The sequence below is a fragment of the Prochlorococcus sp. MIT 0604 genome, assembly GCF_000757845.1.
GTDB lineage: Bacteria > Cyanobacteriota > Cyanobacteriia > PCC-6307 > Cyanobiaceae > Prochlorococcus_A.
The window spans coordinates 506,124-525,092 of sequence record NZ_CP007753.1 but is presented as its reverse complement, the minus strand read 5'-3'; the positions used below and the strand labels follow the sequence as shown (position 1 = coordinate 525,092).

General features: G+C 34.7%; 20 protein-coding genes. 7 read left to right on the top strand and 13 right to left on the bottom strand.

All coding sequences use genetic code 11. The features are described 5' to 3' along the window. Nucleotides 1–4: 4 nt before the first annotated feature. The 4 genes from EW14_RS02900 to EW14_RS02885 form a co-directional block, all read right to left on the bottom strand. The gene (locus EW14_RS02900; protein ID WP_042850000.1) at nucleotides 5–2,302 is read right to left on the bottom strand and encodes a CsoS2 family carboxysome shell protein; all 2,298 of its coding nucleotides are present in this window, start codon (nucleotides 2,300–2,302) and stop codon (nucleotides 5–7) included. An 84-nt stretch (nucleotides 2,303–2,386) separates the two neighbouring features. Beyond that, entirely contained in the window at nucleotides 2,387–2,728 is a 342-nt protein-coding gene (locus EW14_RS02895; protein WP_011376108.1) for a ribulose bisphosphate carboxylase small subunit, read from the bottom strand. 90 nt (nucleotides 2,729–2,818) lie between these two features. Beyond that, a complete protein-coding gene (locus EW14_RS02890; protein ID WP_002805854.1) occupies nucleotides 2,819–4,234 on the bottom strand; it encodes a form I ribulose bisphosphate carboxylase large subunit in 1,416 nt (471 codons plus the stop codon). Nucleotides 4,235–4,302: 68 nt separating this feature from the next. Beyond that, on the bottom strand, nucleotides 4,303–4,614 hold the full coding sequence (locus EW14_RS02885) for a BMC domain-containing protein (RefSeq protein WP_002807869.1): 312 nt from the start codon (nucleotides 4,612–4,614) through the stop codon (nucleotides 4,303–4,305). Between the two features lie 327 nt (nucleotides 4,615–4,941). Between EW14_RS02885 and EW14_RS02880 the strand changes: the two genes are divergently transcribed. Beyond that, on the top strand, nucleotides 4,942–5,526 hold the full coding sequence (locus EW14_RS02880) for a non-canonical purine NTP pyrophosphatase (protein WP_042849999.1): 585 nt from the start codon (nucleotides 4,942–4,944) through the stop codon (nucleotides 5,524–5,526). Between the two features lie 7 nt (nucleotides 5,527–5,533). On the opposite strand, the gene EW14_RS02875 is transcribed toward EW14_RS02880, so the two are convergent. After that, nucleotides 5,534–6,304, bottom strand: coding sequence for a microcompartment protein (locus tag EW14_RS02875; protein WP_042849998.1), 771 nt, complete (start codon nucleotides 6,302–6,304; stop codon nucleotides 5,534–5,536). A 97-nt stretch (nucleotides 6,305–6,401) separates the two neighbouring features. Here EW14_RS02875 and EW14_RS02870 point away from each other — a divergent pair, with 97 nt between their 5' ends. The 4 genes from EW14_RS02870 to bchL all read left to right on the top strand — a co-directional run bounded on the left by EW14_RS02870 (nucleotide 6,402) and on the right by bchL (nucleotide 10,839). Next, nucleotides 6,402–6,770 carry a hypothetical protein gene (locus tag EW14_RS02870; protein ID WP_011862565.1) on the top strand — a complete coding sequence of 123 codons (369 nt, stop codon included), beginning with the start codon at nucleotides 6,402–6,404 and terminating at the stop codon, nucleotides 6,768–6,770. A gap of 157 nt (nucleotides 6,771–6,927) precedes the next feature. Then, complete coding sequence (locus EW14_RS02865; RefSeq protein WP_042849997.1) at nucleotides 6,928–8,184, top strand: ferredoxin:protochlorophyllide reductase (ATP-dependent) subunit N; 1,257 nt, start codon at nucleotides 6,928–6,930, stop codon at nucleotides 8,182–8,184. Nucleotides 8,185–8,189: 5 nt separating this feature from the next. After that, nucleotides 8,190–9,761, top strand: a complete 1,572-nt coding sequence (locus EW14_RS02860; protein ID WP_042849996.1) for a ferredoxin:protochlorophyllide reductase (ATP-dependent) subunit B — start codon at nucleotides 8,190–8,192, stop codon at nucleotides 9,759–9,761. Nucleotides 9,762–9,951: 190 nt separating this feature from the next. Continuing rightward, complete coding sequence (bchL, locus tag EW14_RS02855) at nucleotides 9,952–10,839, top strand: ferredoxin:protochlorophyllide reductase (ATP-dependent) iron-sulfur ATP-binding protein (RefSeq protein ID WP_042849995.1); 888 nt, start codon at nucleotides 9,952–9,954, stop codon at nucleotides 10,837–10,839. A 6-nt stretch (nucleotides 10,840–10,845) separates the two neighbouring features. Here the strand turns inward: bchL and EW14_RS02850 are convergent, their stop codons facing one another. The 3 genes from EW14_RS02850 to psaM all read right to left on the bottom strand — a co-directional run bounded on the left by EW14_RS02850 (nucleotide 10,846) and on the right by psaM (nucleotide 12,441). After that, a complete protein-coding gene (locus tag EW14_RS02850; RefSeq protein WP_042851297.1) occupies nucleotides 10,846–11,850 on the bottom strand; it encodes a protochlorophyllide reductase in 1,005 nt (334 codons plus the stop codon). Between the two features lie 54 nt (nucleotides 11,851–11,904). Further along, nucleotides 11,905–12,072: a hypothetical protein gene (locus EW14_RS10545; protein ID WP_225866640.1), complete on the bottom strand. Its 168-nt coding sequence runs from the start codon at nucleotides 12,070–12,072 to the stop codon at nucleotides 11,905–11,907. Nucleotides 12,073–12,336: 264 nt separating this feature from the next. Beyond that, nucleotides 12,337–12,441, bottom strand: coding sequence for a photosystem I reaction center subunit XII (gene psaM / locus EW14_RS02840; protein WP_025887817.1), 105 nt, complete (start codon nucleotides 12,439–12,441; stop codon nucleotides 12,337–12,339). A 101-nt stretch (nucleotides 12,442–12,542) separates the two neighbouring features. On the opposite strand from psaM, the gene EW14_RS02835 reads away from it, so the two are divergent. Further along, nucleotides 12,543–13,271, top strand: coding sequence for a protein ligase (locus tag EW14_RS02835; protein ID WP_042849993.1), 729 nt, complete (start codon nucleotides 12,543–12,545; stop codon nucleotides 13,269–13,271). Nucleotides 13,272–13,293: 22 nt separating this feature from the next. On the opposite strand, the gene EW14_RS02830 is transcribed toward EW14_RS02835, so the two are convergent. Further along, complete coding sequence (locus tag EW14_RS02830) at nucleotides 13,294–14,517, bottom strand: site-2 protease family protein (RefSeq protein WP_042849992.1); 1,224 nt, start codon at nucleotides 14,515–14,517, stop codon at nucleotides 13,294–13,296. Nucleotides 14,518–14,572: 55 nt separating this feature from the next. On the opposite strand from EW14_RS02830, the gene EW14_RS02825 reads away from it, so the two are divergent. Then, nucleotides 14,573–15,241: a phosphoribosylanthranilate isomerase gene (locus tag EW14_RS02825; protein ID WP_042851295.1), complete on the top strand. Its 669-nt coding sequence runs from the start codon at nucleotides 14,573–14,575 to the stop codon at nucleotides 15,239–15,241. On the opposite strand, the gene folE is transcribed toward EW14_RS02825, so the two are convergent. From folE to EW14_RS02805, 4 genes are all read right to left on the bottom strand, one after another. Then, complete coding sequence (gene folE / locus EW14_RS02820; RefSeq protein WP_011376095.1) at nucleotides 15,225–15,965, bottom strand: GTP cyclohydrolase I; 741 nt, start codon at nucleotides 15,963–15,965, stop codon at nucleotides 15,225–15,227. The two genes, EW14_RS02825 and folE, sit on opposite strands and share 17 nt — an antisense overlap. Before the next feature lie 153 nt (nucleotides 15,966–16,118). Continuing rightward, a complete protein-coding gene (locus EW14_RS02815; RefSeq protein ID WP_042849991.1) occupies nucleotides 16,119–16,853 on the bottom strand; it encodes an SDR family oxidoreductase in 735 nt (244 codons plus the stop codon). Further along, a complete protein-coding gene (locus EW14_RS02810; protein WP_042849990.1) occupies nucleotides 16,828–17,835 on the bottom strand; it encodes an acetyl-CoA carboxylase carboxyltransferase subunit alpha in 1,008 nt (335 codons plus the stop codon). The genes EW14_RS02815 and EW14_RS02810 overlap by 26 nt, the downstream gene beginning before the upstream one ends. 3 nt (nucleotides 17,836–17,838) lie before the next feature. Beyond that, a complete protein-coding gene (locus tag EW14_RS02805; RefSeq protein WP_042849989.1) occupies nucleotides 17,839–18,879 on the bottom strand; it encodes a long-chain acyl-[acyl-carrier-protein] reductase in 1,041 nt (346 codons plus the stop codon). Nucleotides 18,880–18,969: the final 90 nt, after the last annotated feature.

Below are 18,969 nucleotides of genomic sequence, written 5' to 3'. Positions count from 1 at the left end.
TTACTTAACCTCTTGCACCACCTGAAAAGGTAACAAGTTGTCCTTCACGAGTATTTCCACTTGATCCAGTTATCAAGAAATCTGGTTTTTCTGTTTCCTCATTTCTTTTAACTTCCATAGGGGGCATTGCGCTCATAAATCCTGCTCTTGATGGATTTCGCTTTCTAGAAGAAGCTCCCTCTGTACCTGTTACCTTATCGCCGCGATCCCAATCATCACCAGTTACGTTTCCTACTGATTGTCCTTCGCCAGTAATCCTTGATGCGACTCTTTTTTCTGGTGTCTTTGCAGCACGGTCTGCCTCTTCAATTTCCATTTTTTGTTTATAAGTAATATTTTTATTCGGTTCAAATCTAAATTTTTCAGTGCCAGTGACCTTATCAACTGCCATATCAAAAGGTCCTGTTACCTTTGAACCATTTTCATATTCATTACCCGTAACACCTTGAGTATTTTTTTCAGAATATTTATCTCTTGATGGTGAGTTAACAGAGAATTCGTTCCAAGAGTTACCTGCTGACTTTTCCGGATTCGCATAAGCAGTATCATGTGGAGGATTATCACAAGCTTGTGAGAACTGATCTCCGCCAACATAAGGAGTCCCTGTTAGGTTTTTACAAGCACCTTTCTTAGCACCTGTCATTACTCCGCCAATTCCTGGTTGTTGTCCTGTAAGTCTGGCATTTGAATTATTTCCTGAATTAACTGTTGATCGAGATTTCATATCTTCAGAAATCTCTGTACTACAATTATCATTTATCTGATCTAAGCCTGCGTATGGTGTTCCTGTTAGCACTTTGCATGAACCTGGTTCATCTCCAGTTACTATTTTTGATCTTCCTGTCATAGTCCCGCTTATTAAATTTGACTTTGAAGAAAGGCTTAAACCTACTTTTCTAGCTTCTGGTTTTGGTTTTGAACCGCAAAACTTCTCATATTGTTGAGATCCTATGTACTCATCACCAGTTACATTCTTGCAACTCCCATGTTCATTGCCTGTCATATGGTCTGATCTCCCTACCCCTGTACCAGTTACATTATTCCCATTAAGTGTGTTGTAACTGCCAACTTTTTCAAATGATTTACCTTTTGGATTTAGCTCTGAGCCAAGATATTGATCTCCAGTTAACTGATGTCCAGAACCTGATTCATCTCCAGTAACCAGGGTTGATCTACCAGGAAGTGATCCAGATACTTTTAATCCATCAGTTGTAGTACTATGTTTAACCTTTGAAGGATTTTTTGGAACATCACCACAATACTTCTGTGATTGATTAGCAGATACATATTCAGTTCCTGTAAGGTTTTTACAAGTCCCAGGCTCATCGCCTGTGACCCTCTCAGATCTACCGACTTCATTTCCAGTTACTTTATTACCTGATGTTGTAGAGGTAACAGTAGATCTAAGTGGTTGTTTATAACTTGGTCTATCTTGACAAAATTGGTCAACTACTTCTGATCCCATATATTGAGTACCAGTTACAGTCCTGCATGTACTTGCTTCATTACCTGTAGTTTTTACAGATCTATTAGCTTGTGTTCCAGTAACTATTTGACCTGAATCAGTTTCACTTTTACCAACTTTCCAGCTAGCATCTGCAATATTTTGTTTGGCTCCATTCTTATTTGGACCACATGGTCTACATTTACCATTACCCTTTTTGCCTGTGGCACCAGTTTTACTTCTTAGCTCTCTCACTCTCTGAGAAATCTCTCTACTACTTAAATCTGGGTCTCCCCTTCTAGCTAAAGAAGCTGCACTGTTATTTTGTTTAGTTGCTGATTTACCATGCTTGGATTGAGCTTCTCTTCTCGCTAAAACAATATCTCTACTTGTATTAGTAATAGGCTTTCTCTTTTGATTAATTCTTCTTTTAACGTTTGGTTTTGATGTTTTAACTTCTGTATTATGTGAGTTTTGAACTTCCTGATTTTTGCTTATGGAAGTTTCAACTTTGTTTACAGGACTTTCTTTTTTAACATCAGTACGAGTTCTATCGGATGAAGTTATTGCTGATTTCCCATGAGTAGACATTGCTTTTCTTCTCTCTATTACTAACTCTTTACTAGATAAAGTTGTTGAAGAAGACTTTCTACTTAACTGTGTTTTTGTGATATGTTTTGTAACTGGTTTAGTAATATTTTGATTATATGAAGAAGACTGGGCACCAGAAATCTGTATATCTTGAGAAGATCGAACTCTATCTTTAGTAGTTGAAGAATAAGCAGCAGCTTTTTTACCGCTATCACTCATCGACTTTCTTCTTTCTAATGCAATCTCTCTACTGGTTTTTTTTGACATAATCTTCAAATGTGAAACTCTTTTGAAAAAACTTTCTCCAAAAAATATTTTTTGGAGAAAGATATTTACTACATAAAAGTAGATTTAACGTCCTTGGAAAACTACAAAAGCTGTTCCTTGGCTTTGAGTGTAAGCATCGTATCCGATGATTCTTACATGATGATCAGGGTATGCTCTATGACATGCCTCTAATTCACTTACAACCAAGTTAAGGTCTTTTTCCCCAAAGAATGGGAGCTTCCAATAAGACCAATAAGTTTGCATACTTCCACTAGGATGAACATGCTCAATAACAGGACTCCAGCCTTGAGCAATTATGTATGCAATTTGATCGTATATTTCCTCCTGGGTCATCGGTGGTAAGAAACCGAATGTTTCCAGGGTTGCAACTGTTTGATAGTCGCCTACTGTGCTCTGGAAAGGCATAATTAATTTAAATGTGAATGAAATTACTCGTAATAGAACGAGATTTGTAGAAGTTTGAGGAGAAGAATCTCCTCAATGTTGAAATCTGGTTTAACCTTGAACGTCTAGTTTGTCGACGGTATCAAATTCAAACTTAATTTCCTTCCAAGTTTCAAGAGCGATAGCTAATTCAGGACTGTGTTTAGCAGCTTCCATAAGAATGTCTCTACTCTCTTTTTCGATTTCGCGACCAGCATTACGTGCTTTTACGCAAGCTTCTAAAGCAACTCTGTTGGCTGCAGCTCCAGCAGCTGAACCCCATGGATGACCATGTGTTCCTCCACCAAACTGAAGACAAGAATCATCTCCAAAAATCGCTAGGAGTGCAGGCATATGCCATACGTGAATACCACCTGATGCGACAGCAAATACTCCTGGCATTGAACCCCAATCTTGATCAAAGAAGTTACCTCTTGATCTATCTTCGGGAACAAATGACTCTCTTAAGTTGTCAATGTAACCAAGAGTTGTTTGACGATCACCTTCTAGTTTTCCAACAACAGTTCCAGTATGTAGTTGATCGCCTCCGGAGAGTCTCAAACATTTTGCTAGAACCCTGAAATGGATACCGTGTTTTGGATGTCTATCAATAACAGCATGCATCGCTCTATGAATATGTAGAAGCATGCCATTTTTACGACACCAGTTTGCTAATCCAGTATTTGCAGTAAAACCGCCAGTTATATAATCATGCATGATGATTGGCATATCTAGCTCTTTTGCAAATTCAGCTCTTTCGTAAAGTTCTTCAGGAGTGTTGGCAGTACAGTTTAAGTAGTGACCTTTAACTTCGCCAGTTTCCTGCTGAGCAAGCTTAACTGCTTCTGCAACAAACTCAAATCTTTCTCTCCAACGTTGGAATGGCTGAGAGTTTATATTCTCGTCATCCTTCGTTAAATCGAGACCACCTCTAAGGCACTCATATACAACTCGGCCATAGTTTTTACCAGATAATCCTAATTTAGGTTTAATGGTACAACCAAGTAGAGGTCTTCCATATTTGTTTAAACGATCTCTTTCAACTACGATTCCATTTGGTGGACCACCACAAGTTTTGATGAAAGCGATTGGGAATCTAATATCTTCTAGACGTAGATGTCTAAGAGCTTTAAATCCAAAAACGTTTCCTACAAGAGATGTTAATACGTTTGTAATAGAACCTTCTTCAAAAAGATCTAAAGGATATGCAATAAAAGCATAAAAAGCTTCAGGGTCTCCAGGAACGTCTTCGATTCGATAACAACGTCCTTTATAAAATTCTAAATCTGTAAGTAACTCGGACCAAACTGTTGACCAAGTACCTGTTGAAGATTCAGCAGCAACAGCTGCTGCAACTTCTTCTCTGGGGACACCTTCTTGACCTGTACATTTGAAACAGGCTAGTAAATCGGTGTCTAGGGGTACATATTCTGGAGTCCAGTAGGTATCTCTGTACTCCTTTACCCCTGCATCATACTTCTTACTCATAAGGATAAATTTAGGTCTGTGTAGGGAAAATAATTATTGTGCAAAATTTATAAATCTTGCTTTATTTATTAGTCCTTTTGACCAAGAAATTCACCGTTACCAAGAGCAGGTTCAACTTCTCTATGAGGACGAGCAATAATGTGAGCTGCGACTAAACCGTCACCAACTCTTTCACAAGCATCAGCACCAGCTCTTACAGCTGCGTTAACTGCTCCTGTTTCTCCTCTAACTAATACTGTGACATAACCGCCACCTACGAATTCACGACCAATAAGGCGCACTTCTGCAGCCTTTGTCATTGCGTCAGCTGCTTCGATTGCAGGTACAAGTCCGCGTGTCTCGATCATGCCGAGAGCGATACCCATTGTTTCTGTAGCCATTGTCTACTAATTACTAAATGTGGAATGTTCAATCCGAAGAATGCTTCATTAAGTACTTATAAGTCAAGCGTTTTCGATAAAATCTCCATTAATGTTTTTTCTATCATTCATAAGTTAAACTTATCACCCTTGGTACTATTGATATGTCAATACTTATGCAAATTAGTTAGTGCATCAAAACATACTGTTGTGTTAAGAAAAAATTTACATTATGTTATTTCCGTACGAGGCAGGCCCTGTCTACACAGGTGTGGAATGTTCAACCTTTCCTGTCTCCGTATCTAGCTTTGAAGTAAGATAATATTTTCAATAAATTTATTTATTATTTTGAACCATCCAGTCCTAACTATTGCGAGTGGCAACAAAACTAAAGTTTCTGAAATTTCGGCAATGCTGGATGTTTTGTCTTTAAGGGTTCAGAAGCAACCAGAATATTTAAATGTCGAAGAGACTGGAGACACATATTTTGAGAATGCACTTTTAAAAGCAAAAGCAGCTGCTTTAGAGACAAAAACCTGGACGTTAGCTGACGATTCGGGACTTGAAGTAGATGTTTTAGATGGTCGACCAGGCATATATTCTGCTCGATATGCCAAAAATAACGCTGAAAAAATTAAAAAATTAATTAATGAACTTTCTGATAGTCCTTACAGGAGCGCGAGATTTATAAGTTGTATGGTTTTATGTGATCCCTCAGGAAACTTAGTGAAGGATACAACTGGAATATGCTGGGGAGAAATTCTTAAGACTCCAAAATATCCAAATGGGGAGTTCGAATCTGTTTTTTGGGTAAAAGAAGCTAACTGTGTATACGGTGAGCTATCACAATCACAACTAAGTAAGTTAGGAAGCAGGGGTAAAGCTGCCAGAATTATGTCACCTTATCTAAAAGAAGAAATTGGTTTAAATTAAAAAATTCTCAATAATTTGAAATTTGATCAATTGCTCTTATAGCAGCAGCTGCTGCTTCTTCTACATCTCCTTCTTTCCCTGCTAAAGTTAATCTACCAAAAGCTCCAACTGCCTTTACATCAACAACAGTTATATTTGATGCTTTTTCTGCTTCATTTGCTGCTTTTAAGACATACCCAGCCGGTTCAGTTTCTAATATAAACATACTCATTCCAGATTGAATCATTGATCCACTCCTGTTTTGTCTATTTATTAAAACAGCATGATCCGGAGTAATAGCTCGAATAACTTCTGTCCAACTTGTTGAAGGTTTGGTTCTTTTTCTAACTTCACTACCAATAGCATCTAGAACAACATCCCCGGAATGCAAAACAGTACTTTGATCTTTATGGTAAAGGGCAAGAGAACCAAATGCTCTTTCAACGATCATCTGTCCAAGTCTTACATTACTAGCCTTTAAGGCAATATCAGTGACTCTATGAACGGCCATCCCAGGTGAAACTTCCATCCATAGGCATGAATCTCCAGGGATTGGTAAAAAACCTCTACTAACAGTTCCCATATATGCAGCCAATTGAGGCTGAAGAGAATCTAAAAAAACATATGTTCTTAACTCAATTTGTTCTACTTGACTTGCTTGTCTAGATACCAAAGACTTTTCTGAATCAGTTGTAATAAAACAGCTTGCACCACTAGCCTGAGATTGCACCTCAGATCCTGTGACAAGAGAACTCCCTTTCTTTCGTTCCCCTCTGTTTAAACTAGAAGTTGGTTCCATTCACGCGACTATAACGGATAATGGTTCATTTTTTCCATTAAATTTACTTGCATGCTTCCCACAAAACGATAACTTCAAGTAAAAGATATGCATTTTTATGGGAACTTCTCAAAAAAAAGAACCAAATGTTTCTGGCACTGAAAAAGAATTAACTCCTGATCAAACTCTTGGATTAGTCAGCCTAAGCTTGATGCAAAAATTATCTCAGAAAGACCCATCTTTTAGTTGGTTAGAAGAAGATAAAATCGAGAAGGTAAATCTTAAGAACCTTAGAGATAGATTGGAGTTAACGCAATTAGCTATAAATACTGGAGCACCTTTAACCACTTCAGAAGTGACAGCTTTAATTGGAGCAAAACCAGGGAAATCTAAGTTAGAAAGAGCAGGATTATTAGCAACGAAAATAGCTAGAAATGTCTGGAAAATCTCAAAAACAAGTCAAGGAAATTCCTTCTACAGAAATTAAAATAGGCCCAAAAAGTTTTTTTCATAATTCCCATTTAAGTATTTAAACATTCATATAAGTTTTTTAAATGTGTTCATTTTGTAAGAGAACTTATCAATTACTTTCTTAAATTAAAAAGTTTATGCAAGCTTGAAATATAAGCTCTTGAAAATTTTTAATGAGTAAAGTTGAATTCAATAAGGAAACTGGGCCAAGGGAAGTTTTTTGTGGGTTAACTTCAATAGTCTGGCTCCACAGAAGAATGCCGGATGCATTTTTTTTAGTTGTAGGCTCAAGGACATGTGCTCATTTAATTCAAAGCGCTGCTGGAGTTATGATTTTTGCTGAACCAAGATTTGGGACTGCTATTCTTGAAGAAAAAGATCTAGCTGGTCTTGCTGACGCTCATGAAGAATTAGATCGAGTGGTTAATGATCTTATTGCAAGAAGACCAGAAATAAAAACTCTTTTTCTAGTTGGATCTTGTCCAAGTGAAGTAATTAAACTAGATCTTGCAACTGTCGCAGAGAAATTAAATAAAAGATTTTTAGGTCAAGTAAGATTCGTTAATTACTCTGGCAGTGGGATAGAAACCACTTTTACCCAAGGAGAGGATGGTGCCTTAAAAGCTTTAATTCCATTAATGGATTCATCAAATGAGGAAAAATTATTATTAGTTGGGACTCTCGCAAATAATGTAGAGGATAGGTTTAAAAAGATTTTTAGAAATTTAGGAATTTCAAATATTGAGAGCTTTCCACCACGGCAATCAACAGAATTACCAAAGATTGGCAAAAATACAAAAGTATTATTAACTCAGCCTTATTTAAGTGATACGGTACGTGACCTCAAACATCGGGGTTGTGAAATAATTTCAGCTCCATTTCCTCTAGGTATCGAAGGCAGTACAAAATGGTTTTTAGCTGCTGCCAAAGCTTTCAAAATCAGTGAACTTAAAGTTCATGAAATTATTTCGCCTTTAATCAATAGGGCAAAACTTGCTCTTGATTCACACAAAGAAATACTTAAGGGGAAAAGATTATTTCTTCTTCCTGAATCGCAACTAGAGATATCTTTGGCAAGGTTCTTGCATAATGAATGCGAAATGGATCTTATAGAGGTAGGAACTCCTTACCTAAATAAGGATTTAATGAAAGAGGAGATTAATTTATTACCTGATAATACAAAAATTGTTGAAGGCCAACATGTAGAAAAACAATTAGATCGAGTGAGAGAATCTAATCCAGACTTAGTTGTTTGTGGAATGGGTTTAGCTAACCCTCTTGAGGCGGAGGGGATTAGTACTAAGTGGTCAATAGAAATGGTATTCAGTCCAATTCATGGAATTGATCAAGCCGCAGATTTGGCTGGTCTCTTCTCCAAGCCTTTAAAAAGAAATCAAATACTAACTTCAAAAACTTTAGTAACTCATTAAAAACTATGGAATTAACTCTTTGGACGTATGAAGGACCACCACATGTTGGTGCCATGAGAATTGCATCGTCAATGAAAGACATTCATTATGTGCTTCATGCCCCCCAAGGAGATACATATGCAGATCTTCTCTTTACCATGATCGAGAGGAGGGGGCAAAGGCCTCCAGTAACTTATACAACTTTTCAGGCTAGAGACCTTGGAGGCGATACCGCTGAATTAGTTAAGAAAAATATTAAGGAAGCGGTTGAACGATTCAAACCCAAAACTCTTTTAGTCGGAGAAAGTTGTACAGCAGAACTTATCCAAGACCAACCTGGAGCTCTTGCGAAAGGGATGGGGTTTGATATGCCGATTGTGAATCTTGAATTACCTGCTTATAGCAAGAAAGAAAATTGGGGGGCCTCAGAAACCTTTTATCAATTAACAAGAACCCTTTTAAAAGAAAAAGTAAGCTATTCAGAGAAAATAAATCCCCTTAGATGGAGGGAATTAGGTAGGAGACCAAAAGTTAATATACTTGGCCCTTCATTACTAGGATTTAGATGCAGAGATGATGTAATCGAAATTCAACGCATACTTTCAGAGCAAGGAATAGATACAAACGTAGTTGCTCCATTAGGTGCTAGTCCAGATGATATTGAAAGACTAATTGATGCTGAAATAAATATTTGTCTTTATCCAGAAATTGCGGAAGCATCATGTGAATGGCTTAAACGGAACTTTGGAATGGAATATACCAACAATATTCCAATTGGAATAAAAAATACAATTGAATTTATAAATGAAGTTCATGAGAAATTAGATCTTCCTTTGACGAATAAAAAAGAATTAGAAAATAAATCAAAACTTCCTTGGTACTCAAAATCAGTTGACTCAAATTATCTTACTGGCAAAAGAGTTTTTATTTTTGGTGATGGAACACATGCAATTGCAGCAGCAAAAATTGCTAAAGAAGAGTTGGGTTTTGAAGTAGTTGGTCTTGGAACATACAGTAGGGAGATGGCTAGGCAAGTAAGAGCTACTGCAAAAGATCTAAATGTAGAAGCTCTGATAACTAACAATTATCTAGAAGTGGAAGATGCCATGAAAAAAGCAGCCCCTGAACTAGTTTTAGGGACCCAAATGGAAAGGCATAGTGCAAAAAGACTAGGCATTCCATGCTCAGTAATTAGTACTCCAATGCATGTTCAAGATGTTCCTGCAAGATATAGCCCTCAAATGGGATGGGAAGGAGCAAATGTAATTTTTGATGACTGGGTACATCCCCTAATGATGGGCTTAGAAGAGCATCTTATTGATATGTTCAAACATGACTTTGAATTTGTTGATGGTCATCAAAGCCATTTAGGACATACAGCGACAAACACAAAAGAAATTTTAAATTCTGACGAAATAAAAGAAAAAAATAGTAAAGAAGGAATTATCTGGACTGAATCTGGTAGAGCTGAATTAACAAAAGTTCCATTTTTTGTAAGAGGTAAAGTTAAAACAAATACTGAAAAATACGCAATCTTGAGAGGAATTCCAGAGATAAGCGATGAAACTCTTTACGATGCTAAAGCATATTTCAGTTAAATTTTTACTAATAAAATATAATTAAGTCATGAGTATTTTCACTCATAATCTAATAAATTTAATCCTAAAAATTCAGTTATAAGAACATATTTCACACTTTTAATACAATTAAATACATATTTGTTTAGAAACACATTTCATGTGTATTTTCGCTGCAAGAATATAAATAATAATGTGTTTTAAGCTTTAAATGACAAGTACTATAAATAGACCTCTTGATGGAGAAGGAAGTGTTCAAGTAAAGCAAGATCCAAAAATAAATATTGAGGAAGGGGCTTTAGTTATTGCAGTCTATGGGAAGGGTGGCATCGGAAAATCAACTACATCATCAAACCTTTCTGCAGCATTCTCAAAATTAGGTAAAAAGGTTCTACAAATTGGATGTGATCCGAAACACGATAGCACTTTCACTTTGACGCACAAAATGGTTCCTACAGTTATAGATATTCTCGAAGAGGTGGATTTTCATAGCGAAGAATTGAGGCCAACCGATTTCATGTTTGAAGGTTTTAATGGCGTAATGTGCGTTGAGAGTGGAGGTCCTCCTGCTGGGACAGGGTGCGGGGGTTATGTAACCGGTCAGACAGTTAAATTATTAAAAGAACATCATTTATTAGAAGATACTGACGTTGTTATTTTTGATGTCCTAGGAGACGTCGTTTGCGGAGGATTTGCCGCTCCATTGCAACATGCAAATTATTGTCTAATTGTTACTGCTAATGACTTCGATTCAATATTCGCTATGAATAGAATTGTCTCTGCAATTAAAGCAAAAGCAAAAAATTATAAAGTCAGATTAGGTGGGGTAGTAGCAAATAGATCAAAAGAAACAGATCAAATTGATAAATTCAATGAAAGAACAGGTTTAAAAACTATGGCCCACTTTAAAGATGTCGACGCCATTAGAAGATCAAGACTAAAAAAATGCACCATTTTTGAAATGGAACCTACTGAAGATGTTATTGAAGTTCAAAATGAATATATATCTCTTGCCAAAAATATGCTTGAAAACGTAGAACCTTTAGAAGGTAATCCACTTAAAGATAGAGAAATTTTTGATTTATTAGGATTTGATTAGTCTAAATTAATCTAATCCAACCAATTGGCGTGTTAAATCATATGTTTGTTGAGAGGTCTTCGTATCAATTATTCTTTTTGACAACTTTTGAGAAAAAGCTTTTCTACCAGTTTTCTGACGATTTCCCCAGCTCCAATGAACTGATGGTTTAGCAAATTCTTTATAAGTTGCCACTTGAGCGACTCTCTCTCCTGCCAGTCTTTGTGAAACATATCCTTTTGTTATGAATTTTTGAAATATCGGGAAAAGGAATCTAAATAACCAAGGTGTATCTCTAAAAAGTTTTGTATCAGCAACACATCCAGGATACAGAGAATTTACAATAATTTTCTCTGCAGGATATCTTTTTGATAATTCCTGAACGGTCACCATATTGCAAAGTTTACTATCCTTATAAGCCTTACCAGGTTTAAATTTCTTTCCATTCGCCATACTTATTGGAGATAAAAAACCATTTTTGAATCCAGATAAATCTCCCAAATCAGCTGGGGCAGGAATGGGAATCCTTCCTCCAAGTTCTGAATAATTAGCCGTTACAGTCCCTAATACTGTGATTCTTGGCTTGAATACAGTTGACTTGCCATTTAAAACAATTTCTCGTTCAGAAGATAAAATATTTTCCATAAGTAGGTTTATCATAAGAAAATGCCCAAAATGATTTACTGCCATAGAGTTTTCAAACCCCTGAGCAGACCTTTCAGGTCTCTTTAGTCTCGGTTTATAAACTGCCGCATTACAAATAAGAGAATTTATTGGCTTCTTAAATCTTTCTAATATTTCATCGCAACCTTTTCTCACATCACTCAAATTAGAAAGATCTATTTCTATAAAGTGAACATTTTCAACTTCCTCTTTTGTCAAAAATTCCTCAGCTATTTTTATAGCTCTTTTATTTGATCGATTAACTGCGATAACCTCCCATCCAAATCTTAAAAGAGGTTTTAGAGTATTTAATCCAACTCCTGAAGTTGTTCCTGTTATTAGGACTAAACCCTTAATGTTCTTACCCACTAGCAAAAAAGTTAATTGAAAAATGAAAAGTAGAATGATTCAAGATCATCCTTATCAACGCCATATTACTCTGATAATGTCCCTAGAAATTATTTGATCCTGATCCTTCATAAATCTTTGCTCACCTTCAGAAGAGAATAAATCATCAAACTTATCTGTTAAAAGATTAAATCTATATTTTTCGTATAAAAATGATTCTTCAATTTCTCTTAATCTGGTCAACCTTACTTTAGAACTATAGCCAAGCTTAATCAGGCTTATTATTGCTAAAAGGGAAAAGCTAATTTTTATAATTAAAAAAATCAATGATACAAAATAATCTTGCTTCTGTTGTCTTTTTAAAAATACAGACCCAAAATATTTTTTGATGAAAATACTATTTTTATAAAAAGATTTTGACAAATTAGGTACTTGATATTTTACTGAATAAATCAATTCAGTCTTACTTTATTATTACCTCATAAATTTTAAATTTTCTAATAGACTTTAGTTCCTACCTAAACTAATTCCTAGTCTTAGTGCTAAAACTCCTGCATGCATAACAACTATGAGGCTTAATGCAATAAGATTTATTGTTTGAGTTGGCTCCATGGTAAAAAAATTATTTTCTATATTCTCCACCGAAAAGAGAAGATTTTAAACACTATTACAAAATGATGTTACGTAATTAACAAATTGAAAGAAAAAATTTATTGAAAATTATCATAAATAAAACTACAAAGTTAATTTTGGTAATTGAAAATCAGGCTTTAATTTTTTCAACAAATAGTTTACCTGGATTTGATCAAATGGCTTTAGATTTAAATTCTTTAGATCAGACAATTTCGAATCCCGAAATAGTTCTCACATTGAGGTTCTACTACTGGACTGGGGATTGGCTATCAATTGGCTTTCACCAAAAGGAAATTCCTCTGCATTGGAAAAATTTATTATCAAATGGGGAAATTAATATTGTTAGACGTCCCTCTGGAGGGGGAGCTGTTCTGCATTCAGGAGGCATAACATATGCATTAACATTTAAAAAAACTTACTATAAAGTCTTAAGTTATGAAATGGTTAATAATTGGTTAATTAAAAGTTTTGGAGAATTAGGTCTAAACTTAAAATATGGTAATTTACGAAAATCAAGTATTAAAACGAATTGTTTTGGGACTTCATTAATTTCCGATTTAGTTGATCAGGATGGGTTTAAGAGAATAGGTAGTGCTCAATTTCGTAAAAAAGGTGCATTCCTTCAACATGGAGAAATTCAAACAAATCCTTCAAGAGATTTGTGGTTCAAATTATTCAAAGAAGAAGCTCCACCAAAAATAAATTTAAAACTAACAAATGATGAAATAGTTCAACATTTGAGAAATTCATTCCTGGAAAATAAAGCAAATATAAATTTCAAAAATATTGCCATAGATAATAAAGAATAGAAATTTTTAATGGCAAGAATTATTAAAGATCTCCTTTCTGCTTCATTGAATTAATTATTCTCGGCAATTCAATTCCTAAGGGATAATTATTTTTAAAGTTTAATTTGTTAATAATATCTGAAGGTAAATTAAAACCTAATTTATTCAAGACAAAGTTTCCAATTTTTGACCTATCAATTATCCCCAAAGGGATATTTGCAGCATTTAGAACCAATAAAAAACCTTCATTTGTTTCTTCAAGTCTTTCTATAGTTCTCCATAATTTATCGTTATAAGATACACTTTCAACACTATCGATTGGTTTCTTAAAATCTCCAACAAAGTTCCTTTCCCATTTTTTTAAGGAAACAGTCTTTAAAATATTCTCATCAACAAAACCGGTCCATCTACCATTATTCGTAACAAAAAAATATTTATCCGATGCATCCTTCTTATTTTTTATTAACTTATTAAATTCTGAGAAATTTGAATCGTATTCAATTTTACTCAAAGGTTTTAATTTGATCTCAGAAACTTTACTAAATTTAAGTATGTTTTCAATTTTAAAAAATTGACTTTCAGATTTTGAAGAATTAATTCCAAACAAGCCCAAAAAAGAAAGAATAAAACCAAAGTAAAAGTTGAATCTAAATAAACAAATTATCCCAAAAAATAAAACAAAAAAAGATAATAATAAATTTACTTTATTGAGGAAATTTCTTCCTTTATTTTTACTCCCTGAGAAATGCCAAATAATACTTTTTAATAAATTCCCTCCATCTAAAGAACCAATTGGAATCAAATTTAAGAAGCCTAAGAATAAATTAAATATACCTACTCTAGAAATTACAGTGACTGCTATTTGTTCTTGAGATGGACTGTTATTAGTAATTAAAAGTAAGATAGATGCTGTAGCGAAACATAAAAGAGGTCTTACAATTGCAATTTTTATATTACCTAAAGCAGTTTGACAATACTTATCTATTTGTAAAATTGCTCCTAAAAAATAAAAAGTAATTTTTTTTATTTTTACACCCTGATTAAGTGAAACAAAAGTATGAAAAACCTCATGAAAAATAATTGAAGATAATAAGAAAAAAGAAGTTAAAAACCCTATAATCCAAGCTTCTTTATTATTGTAGATATCTCCAGAAGATAAATTGACCTGATTACTTATACTCCATGAGAATAAAAAGAGAATAACAAACCAATAGGGATGAACTTTAAAGGGAATTCCCCATATTTTAAAAATTTGCCAACTTCTCAAAAATAATCTCCGCTATATTTAGCAATAATATTAATCTTACATGCAGGATAATGATATGCCCAAGACTAATCCTTTAGTCAAAATTTGTGGACTAACTTCTGAAGAACAAGCTCTTCAAGTCGCCAAATTAGGAGCGAATGCTATTGGCATTATTTCGGTTGAAGAGTCGCCAAGGTATGTATCAGCTGAAATTAAGAAAAAAATATTTAAAACCCTAGAAAACTTTTATCCAAAAATCCATAGAGTAACTGTTGTGCAAAATTGTCCTATAGATTTAATTATCAAAAACTTCTTAGGCAACCCAAGTGAAACTATCATTCAATTACATGGAGATGAAGATATTGATTATTGCAAAGAAATAAGGAAAAAAATTCCCTATATTGGCCTATGGAAGGCTTTCAGAATAAAAACGGAAAAGGATATAGATAAAATAAAACCTTTTGAAGATTTTGTAGATGCGATACTACTTGATTCTTGGAATAAAGAAACTTATGGAGGTTCAGGGAAAAAAATAAATTCTATTTATTTAAAGAATTTGCAATTTAGCAAGCCATGGTTTTTGGCAGGTGGAATATCAATTGAATGGATTAATGAAATCCTTACTGACTTCAAACCAGATGGCTTAGATATTTCGAGTAGTATTGAAATATCTCCAGGTTTAAAAGATATTAAAAAAACAGAGGATCTTTTTAAGTTGTTAAAAAGTTTTAGTAATTATTTGTAGCAGACTGCTGTTTGACAAGCTCAAAAAATTCTTGTTTTAAACTTAAATCGTGTCTAAAATCGCCTCTCACAACAGAATTAATCATACTTGTATTTGGTTCTTTAACACCCCTCCACTTCATACAATAATGTTGGGCTTTTACGATAATGCCTAAGCCTTTAGGTTCGCATAGTTTTTCAATTTCATCTGCAAGAATCATTACAGCTTCTTCCTGAATATGAGGTCTTGAAAAAACCCAATCAGCAACTCTCGCAAACTTTGAAAGCCCTATCACTTTATTTCCAGGTTTAATACCTATCCAGCACTCCCCTAGAATTGGAACTAAGTGATGTGAACATGCAGATCTAACAGAAATTGGACCAACCGTATAAATTTCATCAAGATTCTTATCATTAGGGAAACTTGTAACTTTGGGTTGTTCATGATATCTGCCTTTAAAAACTTCGTTTAGATACATTTTTGAAACTCTTTCAGCAGTTTCTTGAGTATTATGATCATTCTCAACATCTATTACGAGGGACTTTAGTAAGTCTTTAACCCTTGAGGCTACTTCTTTTTCTAAAATTTCTAATTCACCAGGATTAATAAAATCGGCAATATTATCGTTAGCACTAAATCTTGTCCCAGAATTCTTAATTCTGTCTCTAATAATTTCAGAAATTAGTTTATTAGTAATCTGGTCGTCAAAGTTTCTAATATTATCGTTGGGTAATGTAGAGGTCATAAAATTTTAAACAGAAAATTGTATGCAACTTAATTAACTGTATCTTCCAAAAGCTTAATTGCTCATATACTATATCACATTCTCTTGTTCAATCGGGTTCTATTAGTACTTAAAAAAATCACTAATTTAAGATTAATCAGATAAACAGAATGTTTAAAAAGCTCCGCCAGAAGGCATCAAAGTCAAGTCTTCGATCAATTGTGATTGAGGTTTATTAGCCATGTAGAGAATAGTTTCTGATACCTCTTTTGAGGAGAGCATAGAAGTTCTATCAAAATCAGAATTGATTGATTCGGAGTCCCAAAGAGGTGTATTGACTGAACCAAGAGTTATTGTGCAAGCTCTTATTGAATTAGATCTCTCCTCCTCCCTCAAGCATTTAGTAAACATAGCTAATGCAGATTTTGAAACACAATAAGCTCCCCATTGGGGGAATGCATTATAAGAGGCATGACTACTAACATTAATAACTAAACCACCATTTTTTCTCATTTGAGGAATTATTGAACTACAAATTTGAAAAACACTTGTCAGGTTTATTTGAATAGTTTGTTCCCATTGACCTAATTCCATTTCGACTAAAGGGCTATTAAATGCGCACCCGGCATTATTTATCAATACTGAAGGGCATCCATATTTCTCAATTGCCTCTTTAACACAAATCTCTATTTCTAGGGGATTAGATAAATCACATTTTACTAGGTTAATTTTTGATTTAGTGGTCAACAGTTCGCTCTTTAGTTTCTCCAATAAATCCATATTCCTGGAGAGTAAAATTAAATCCCAGCCAGCATTGGCAAAAGTAATTGCGGTAGATCTACCAATACCTTTCGTAGCACCCGTTATAAAAGCTAGTTTCAAGTTATTCAGTTTTTGGGGGGATTTCACTATAAATCTCTTCAATATTATTAGCTTCGATAAATTTACCTAAAACCCTGAATTTTTTATATCTTTCCTCAATTAATTGGTCTTCAGGCATTTGAAGTAGAGCATTCAGGTGTTTCTCAATAGCCTCTTTTAGTGTATTACCAGCATCTAAAGGAGCCCAATTATTCCCCCCAGAAGGTTCTTGTAAAACCTCATCTATAATACCTAATTTAAGTAAATCTTTGCCTGTAATTTTAAGTGCTGATGCCGCTTCTGGTGCCTTGGCAGCATCTCTCCACAAAATTGATGCACATGCTTCTGGACTAGCAACCGTGTAAACGCTGTGTTCAAACATTAGTAACCTATCGGCGACACCTATTCCAAGTGCGCCTCCGGAACCTCCTTCTCCAATGACAGTAGCAACAATTGGAACTTTCAATCCAAACATCTCTCGAAGGTTTCTTGCAATTGCTTCACCTTGACCTTGTTCTTCAGCTTTTAAACCAGCATAAGCTCCAGGAGTATCAATAAATGTAAGAATTGGCAAAGCGAATCTATTTGCATGCTGCATTAATCTAAGAGCTTTTCTGTAACCTCCTGGTTTTGCCATCCCAAAGTTTCTTACTACATTTTCTTTTGTATCCCTTCCTTTTTGATGCCCTAACATCAACACTGGTCTATTATTTATCGAACCTATCCCCCCAATTAATGCCATATCATCGCCACCATTTCTGTCTCCATGTAATTCGATCCAGTCATCACAAAACATTTGAACAAAGTCCAAAGTACTTGGTCTTTGAGGATGTCTAGCTACCTGAATCTTTTGAGCAGGGGTGAGAGATTTAAATATTTCTTCTCTTCTTCTAGCAGCTAAGGTTTCAAGCTGTAGAAGCTGTTGACTAACATCTACCTCTGAATCTCGAGCTAATTCTTTAATTTGCTCTATCTGCTTCTCAAGTTCAACAAGAGGCTTTTCAAAATCAAGAAGGTAACGTTTAGCCATAATTTAGACAGTTAATACTTTAGGCTGCTTATCAAGTCCAATGGCGGAAAAACCATGCTTTAAAGAAGCTGCTCCAATAAATTCCATCTTTTCAAGGGAAATGTTATTTCTTCCCCAACTAAAGTTTGTATGACACTTTTCAAATTCTAAAATCATTGCTTCTGCAAAACAAGCAAACATCTCTCGCTGAGGGTTTTGCATTTCCGCAAGTTCCATCATATTCCAACCAATATCATTGAAAAACTCTACTATACCTCCTTTTAAAACATAAATATTTTCACCCTGAAATTTCTCATCAAGATTTTTGGGGTATCCACCATCAATCATTAAACATGGTTTTTTTAAGTTGTCAGTGTCAATTTCAATAGTTTTAGGCATACTTGCAACCCACACAACAATGTCCGCCTGAGGCAATGCCTCATCCAAACTTGTTATGGTGCCACCATCTAATTCTTTTTGTAACAGCGCTAGAGGTTCTTGTTGTCTTGCGACCATAAGAAGTTCTGAAATCCCAGTTTTATTGATAAGCCACCTACAAACAGCGCTACCAATATCACCTGTAGCACCAATTACAGCAACAGTTGCTTTTTTTAGGTCTATCCCAATGCGTGGAGCATTTATTTCTAGTTGCTTACAAATAACCCAGGCGGTATGAGTATTGCCAGTAGTAAACCTTTCCCACTCTAATGAAGTATTTCTAATTTGTTTATGCTGTAGAAGATTAAAATTCTCAAAAATAATAGAAGTAAATCCTCCCAAAGCGGTAATATTAATCCCTTTTCTCTGGGCTAGTTCCATAGCATTTAGTACTTTTCTTCTAGCGGTTTTAAACCTAGAAAGCATTTCAGGAACAAAGCACGAATCTATATAAGAACCTTCAATAGATATTCCAGTTGCACTTTTAACTTCTACATTTTCAACAAGCTGAGGAGGAGCAGTACACCAAACATCTAAGTCACCATCAGCAATATGATCAAAGCCTAGCATCGAAGCTTTTCTTTTTGCATCTTCAAAACTTGTTGAGTGGCCTATTAACCCAAACATTTAAAATTTATAAATGGTTTCTATACGATGTTATGAACAATAGCACAGAGGTAACTACTTAAATAGGTTTAATTAATTATTAAAAGGCTT

Bases quoted from the DNA above. Each gene is read 5' to 3' on its own strand.
- EW14_RS02825 (WP_042851295.1), top strand. From the start codon at position 14,573: ATGCCCAAGACTAATCCTTTAGTCAAAATTTGTGGACTAACTTCTGAA.
- EW14_RS02890 (WP_002805854.1), bottom strand. From the start codon at position 4,234: ATGAGTAAGAAGTATGATGCAGGGGTAAAGGAGTACAGAGATACCTAC.
- psaM (WP_025887817.1), bottom strand. From the start codon at position 12,441: ATGGAGCCAACTCAAACAATAAATCTTATTGCATTAAGCCTCATAGTT.
- EW14_RS02865 (WP_042849997.1), top strand. From the start codon at position 6,928: ATGAGTAAAGTTGAATTCAATAAGGAAACTGGGCCAAGGGAAGTTTTT.
- EW14_RS02810 (WP_042849990.1), bottom strand. From the start codon at position 17,835: ATGGCTAAACGTTACCTTCTTGATTTTGAAAAGCCTCTTGTTGAACTT.
- EW14_RS02875 (WP_042849998.1), bottom strand. From the start codon at position 6,304: ATGGAACCAACTTCTAGTTTAAACAGAGGGGAACGAAAGAAAGGGAGT.
- EW14_RS02900 (WP_042850000.1), bottom strand. From the start codon at position 2,302: ATGTCAAAAAAAACCAGTAGAGAGATTGCATTAGAAAGAAGAAAGTCG.
- EW14_RS02860 (WP_042849996.1), top strand. From the start codon at position 8,190: ATGGAATTAACTCTTTGGACGTATGAAGGACCACCACATGTTGGTGCC.
- bchL (WP_042849995.1), top strand. From the start codon at position 9,952: ATGACAAGTACTATAAATAGACCTCTTGATGGAGAAGGAAGTGTTCAA.
- folE (WP_011376095.1), bottom strand. From the start codon at position 15,965: ATGACCTCTACATTACCCAACGATAATATTAGAAACTTTGACGACCAG.
- EW14_RS02895 (WP_011376108.1), bottom strand. From the start codon at position 2,728: ATGCCTTTCCAGAGCACAGTAGGCGACTATCAAACAGTTGCAACCCTG.
- EW14_RS02805 (WP_042849989.1), bottom strand. From the start codon at position 18,879: ATGTTTGGGTTAATAGGCCACTCAACAAGTTTTGAAGATGCAAAAAGA.
- EW14_RS02885 (WP_002807869.1), bottom strand. From the start codon at position 4,614: ATGGCTACAGAAACAATGGGTATCGCTCTCGGCATGATCGAGACACGC.
- EW14_RS02870 (WP_011862565.1), top strand. From the start codon at position 6,402: ATGGGAACTTCTCAAAAAAAAGAACCAAATGTTTCTGGCACTGAAAAA.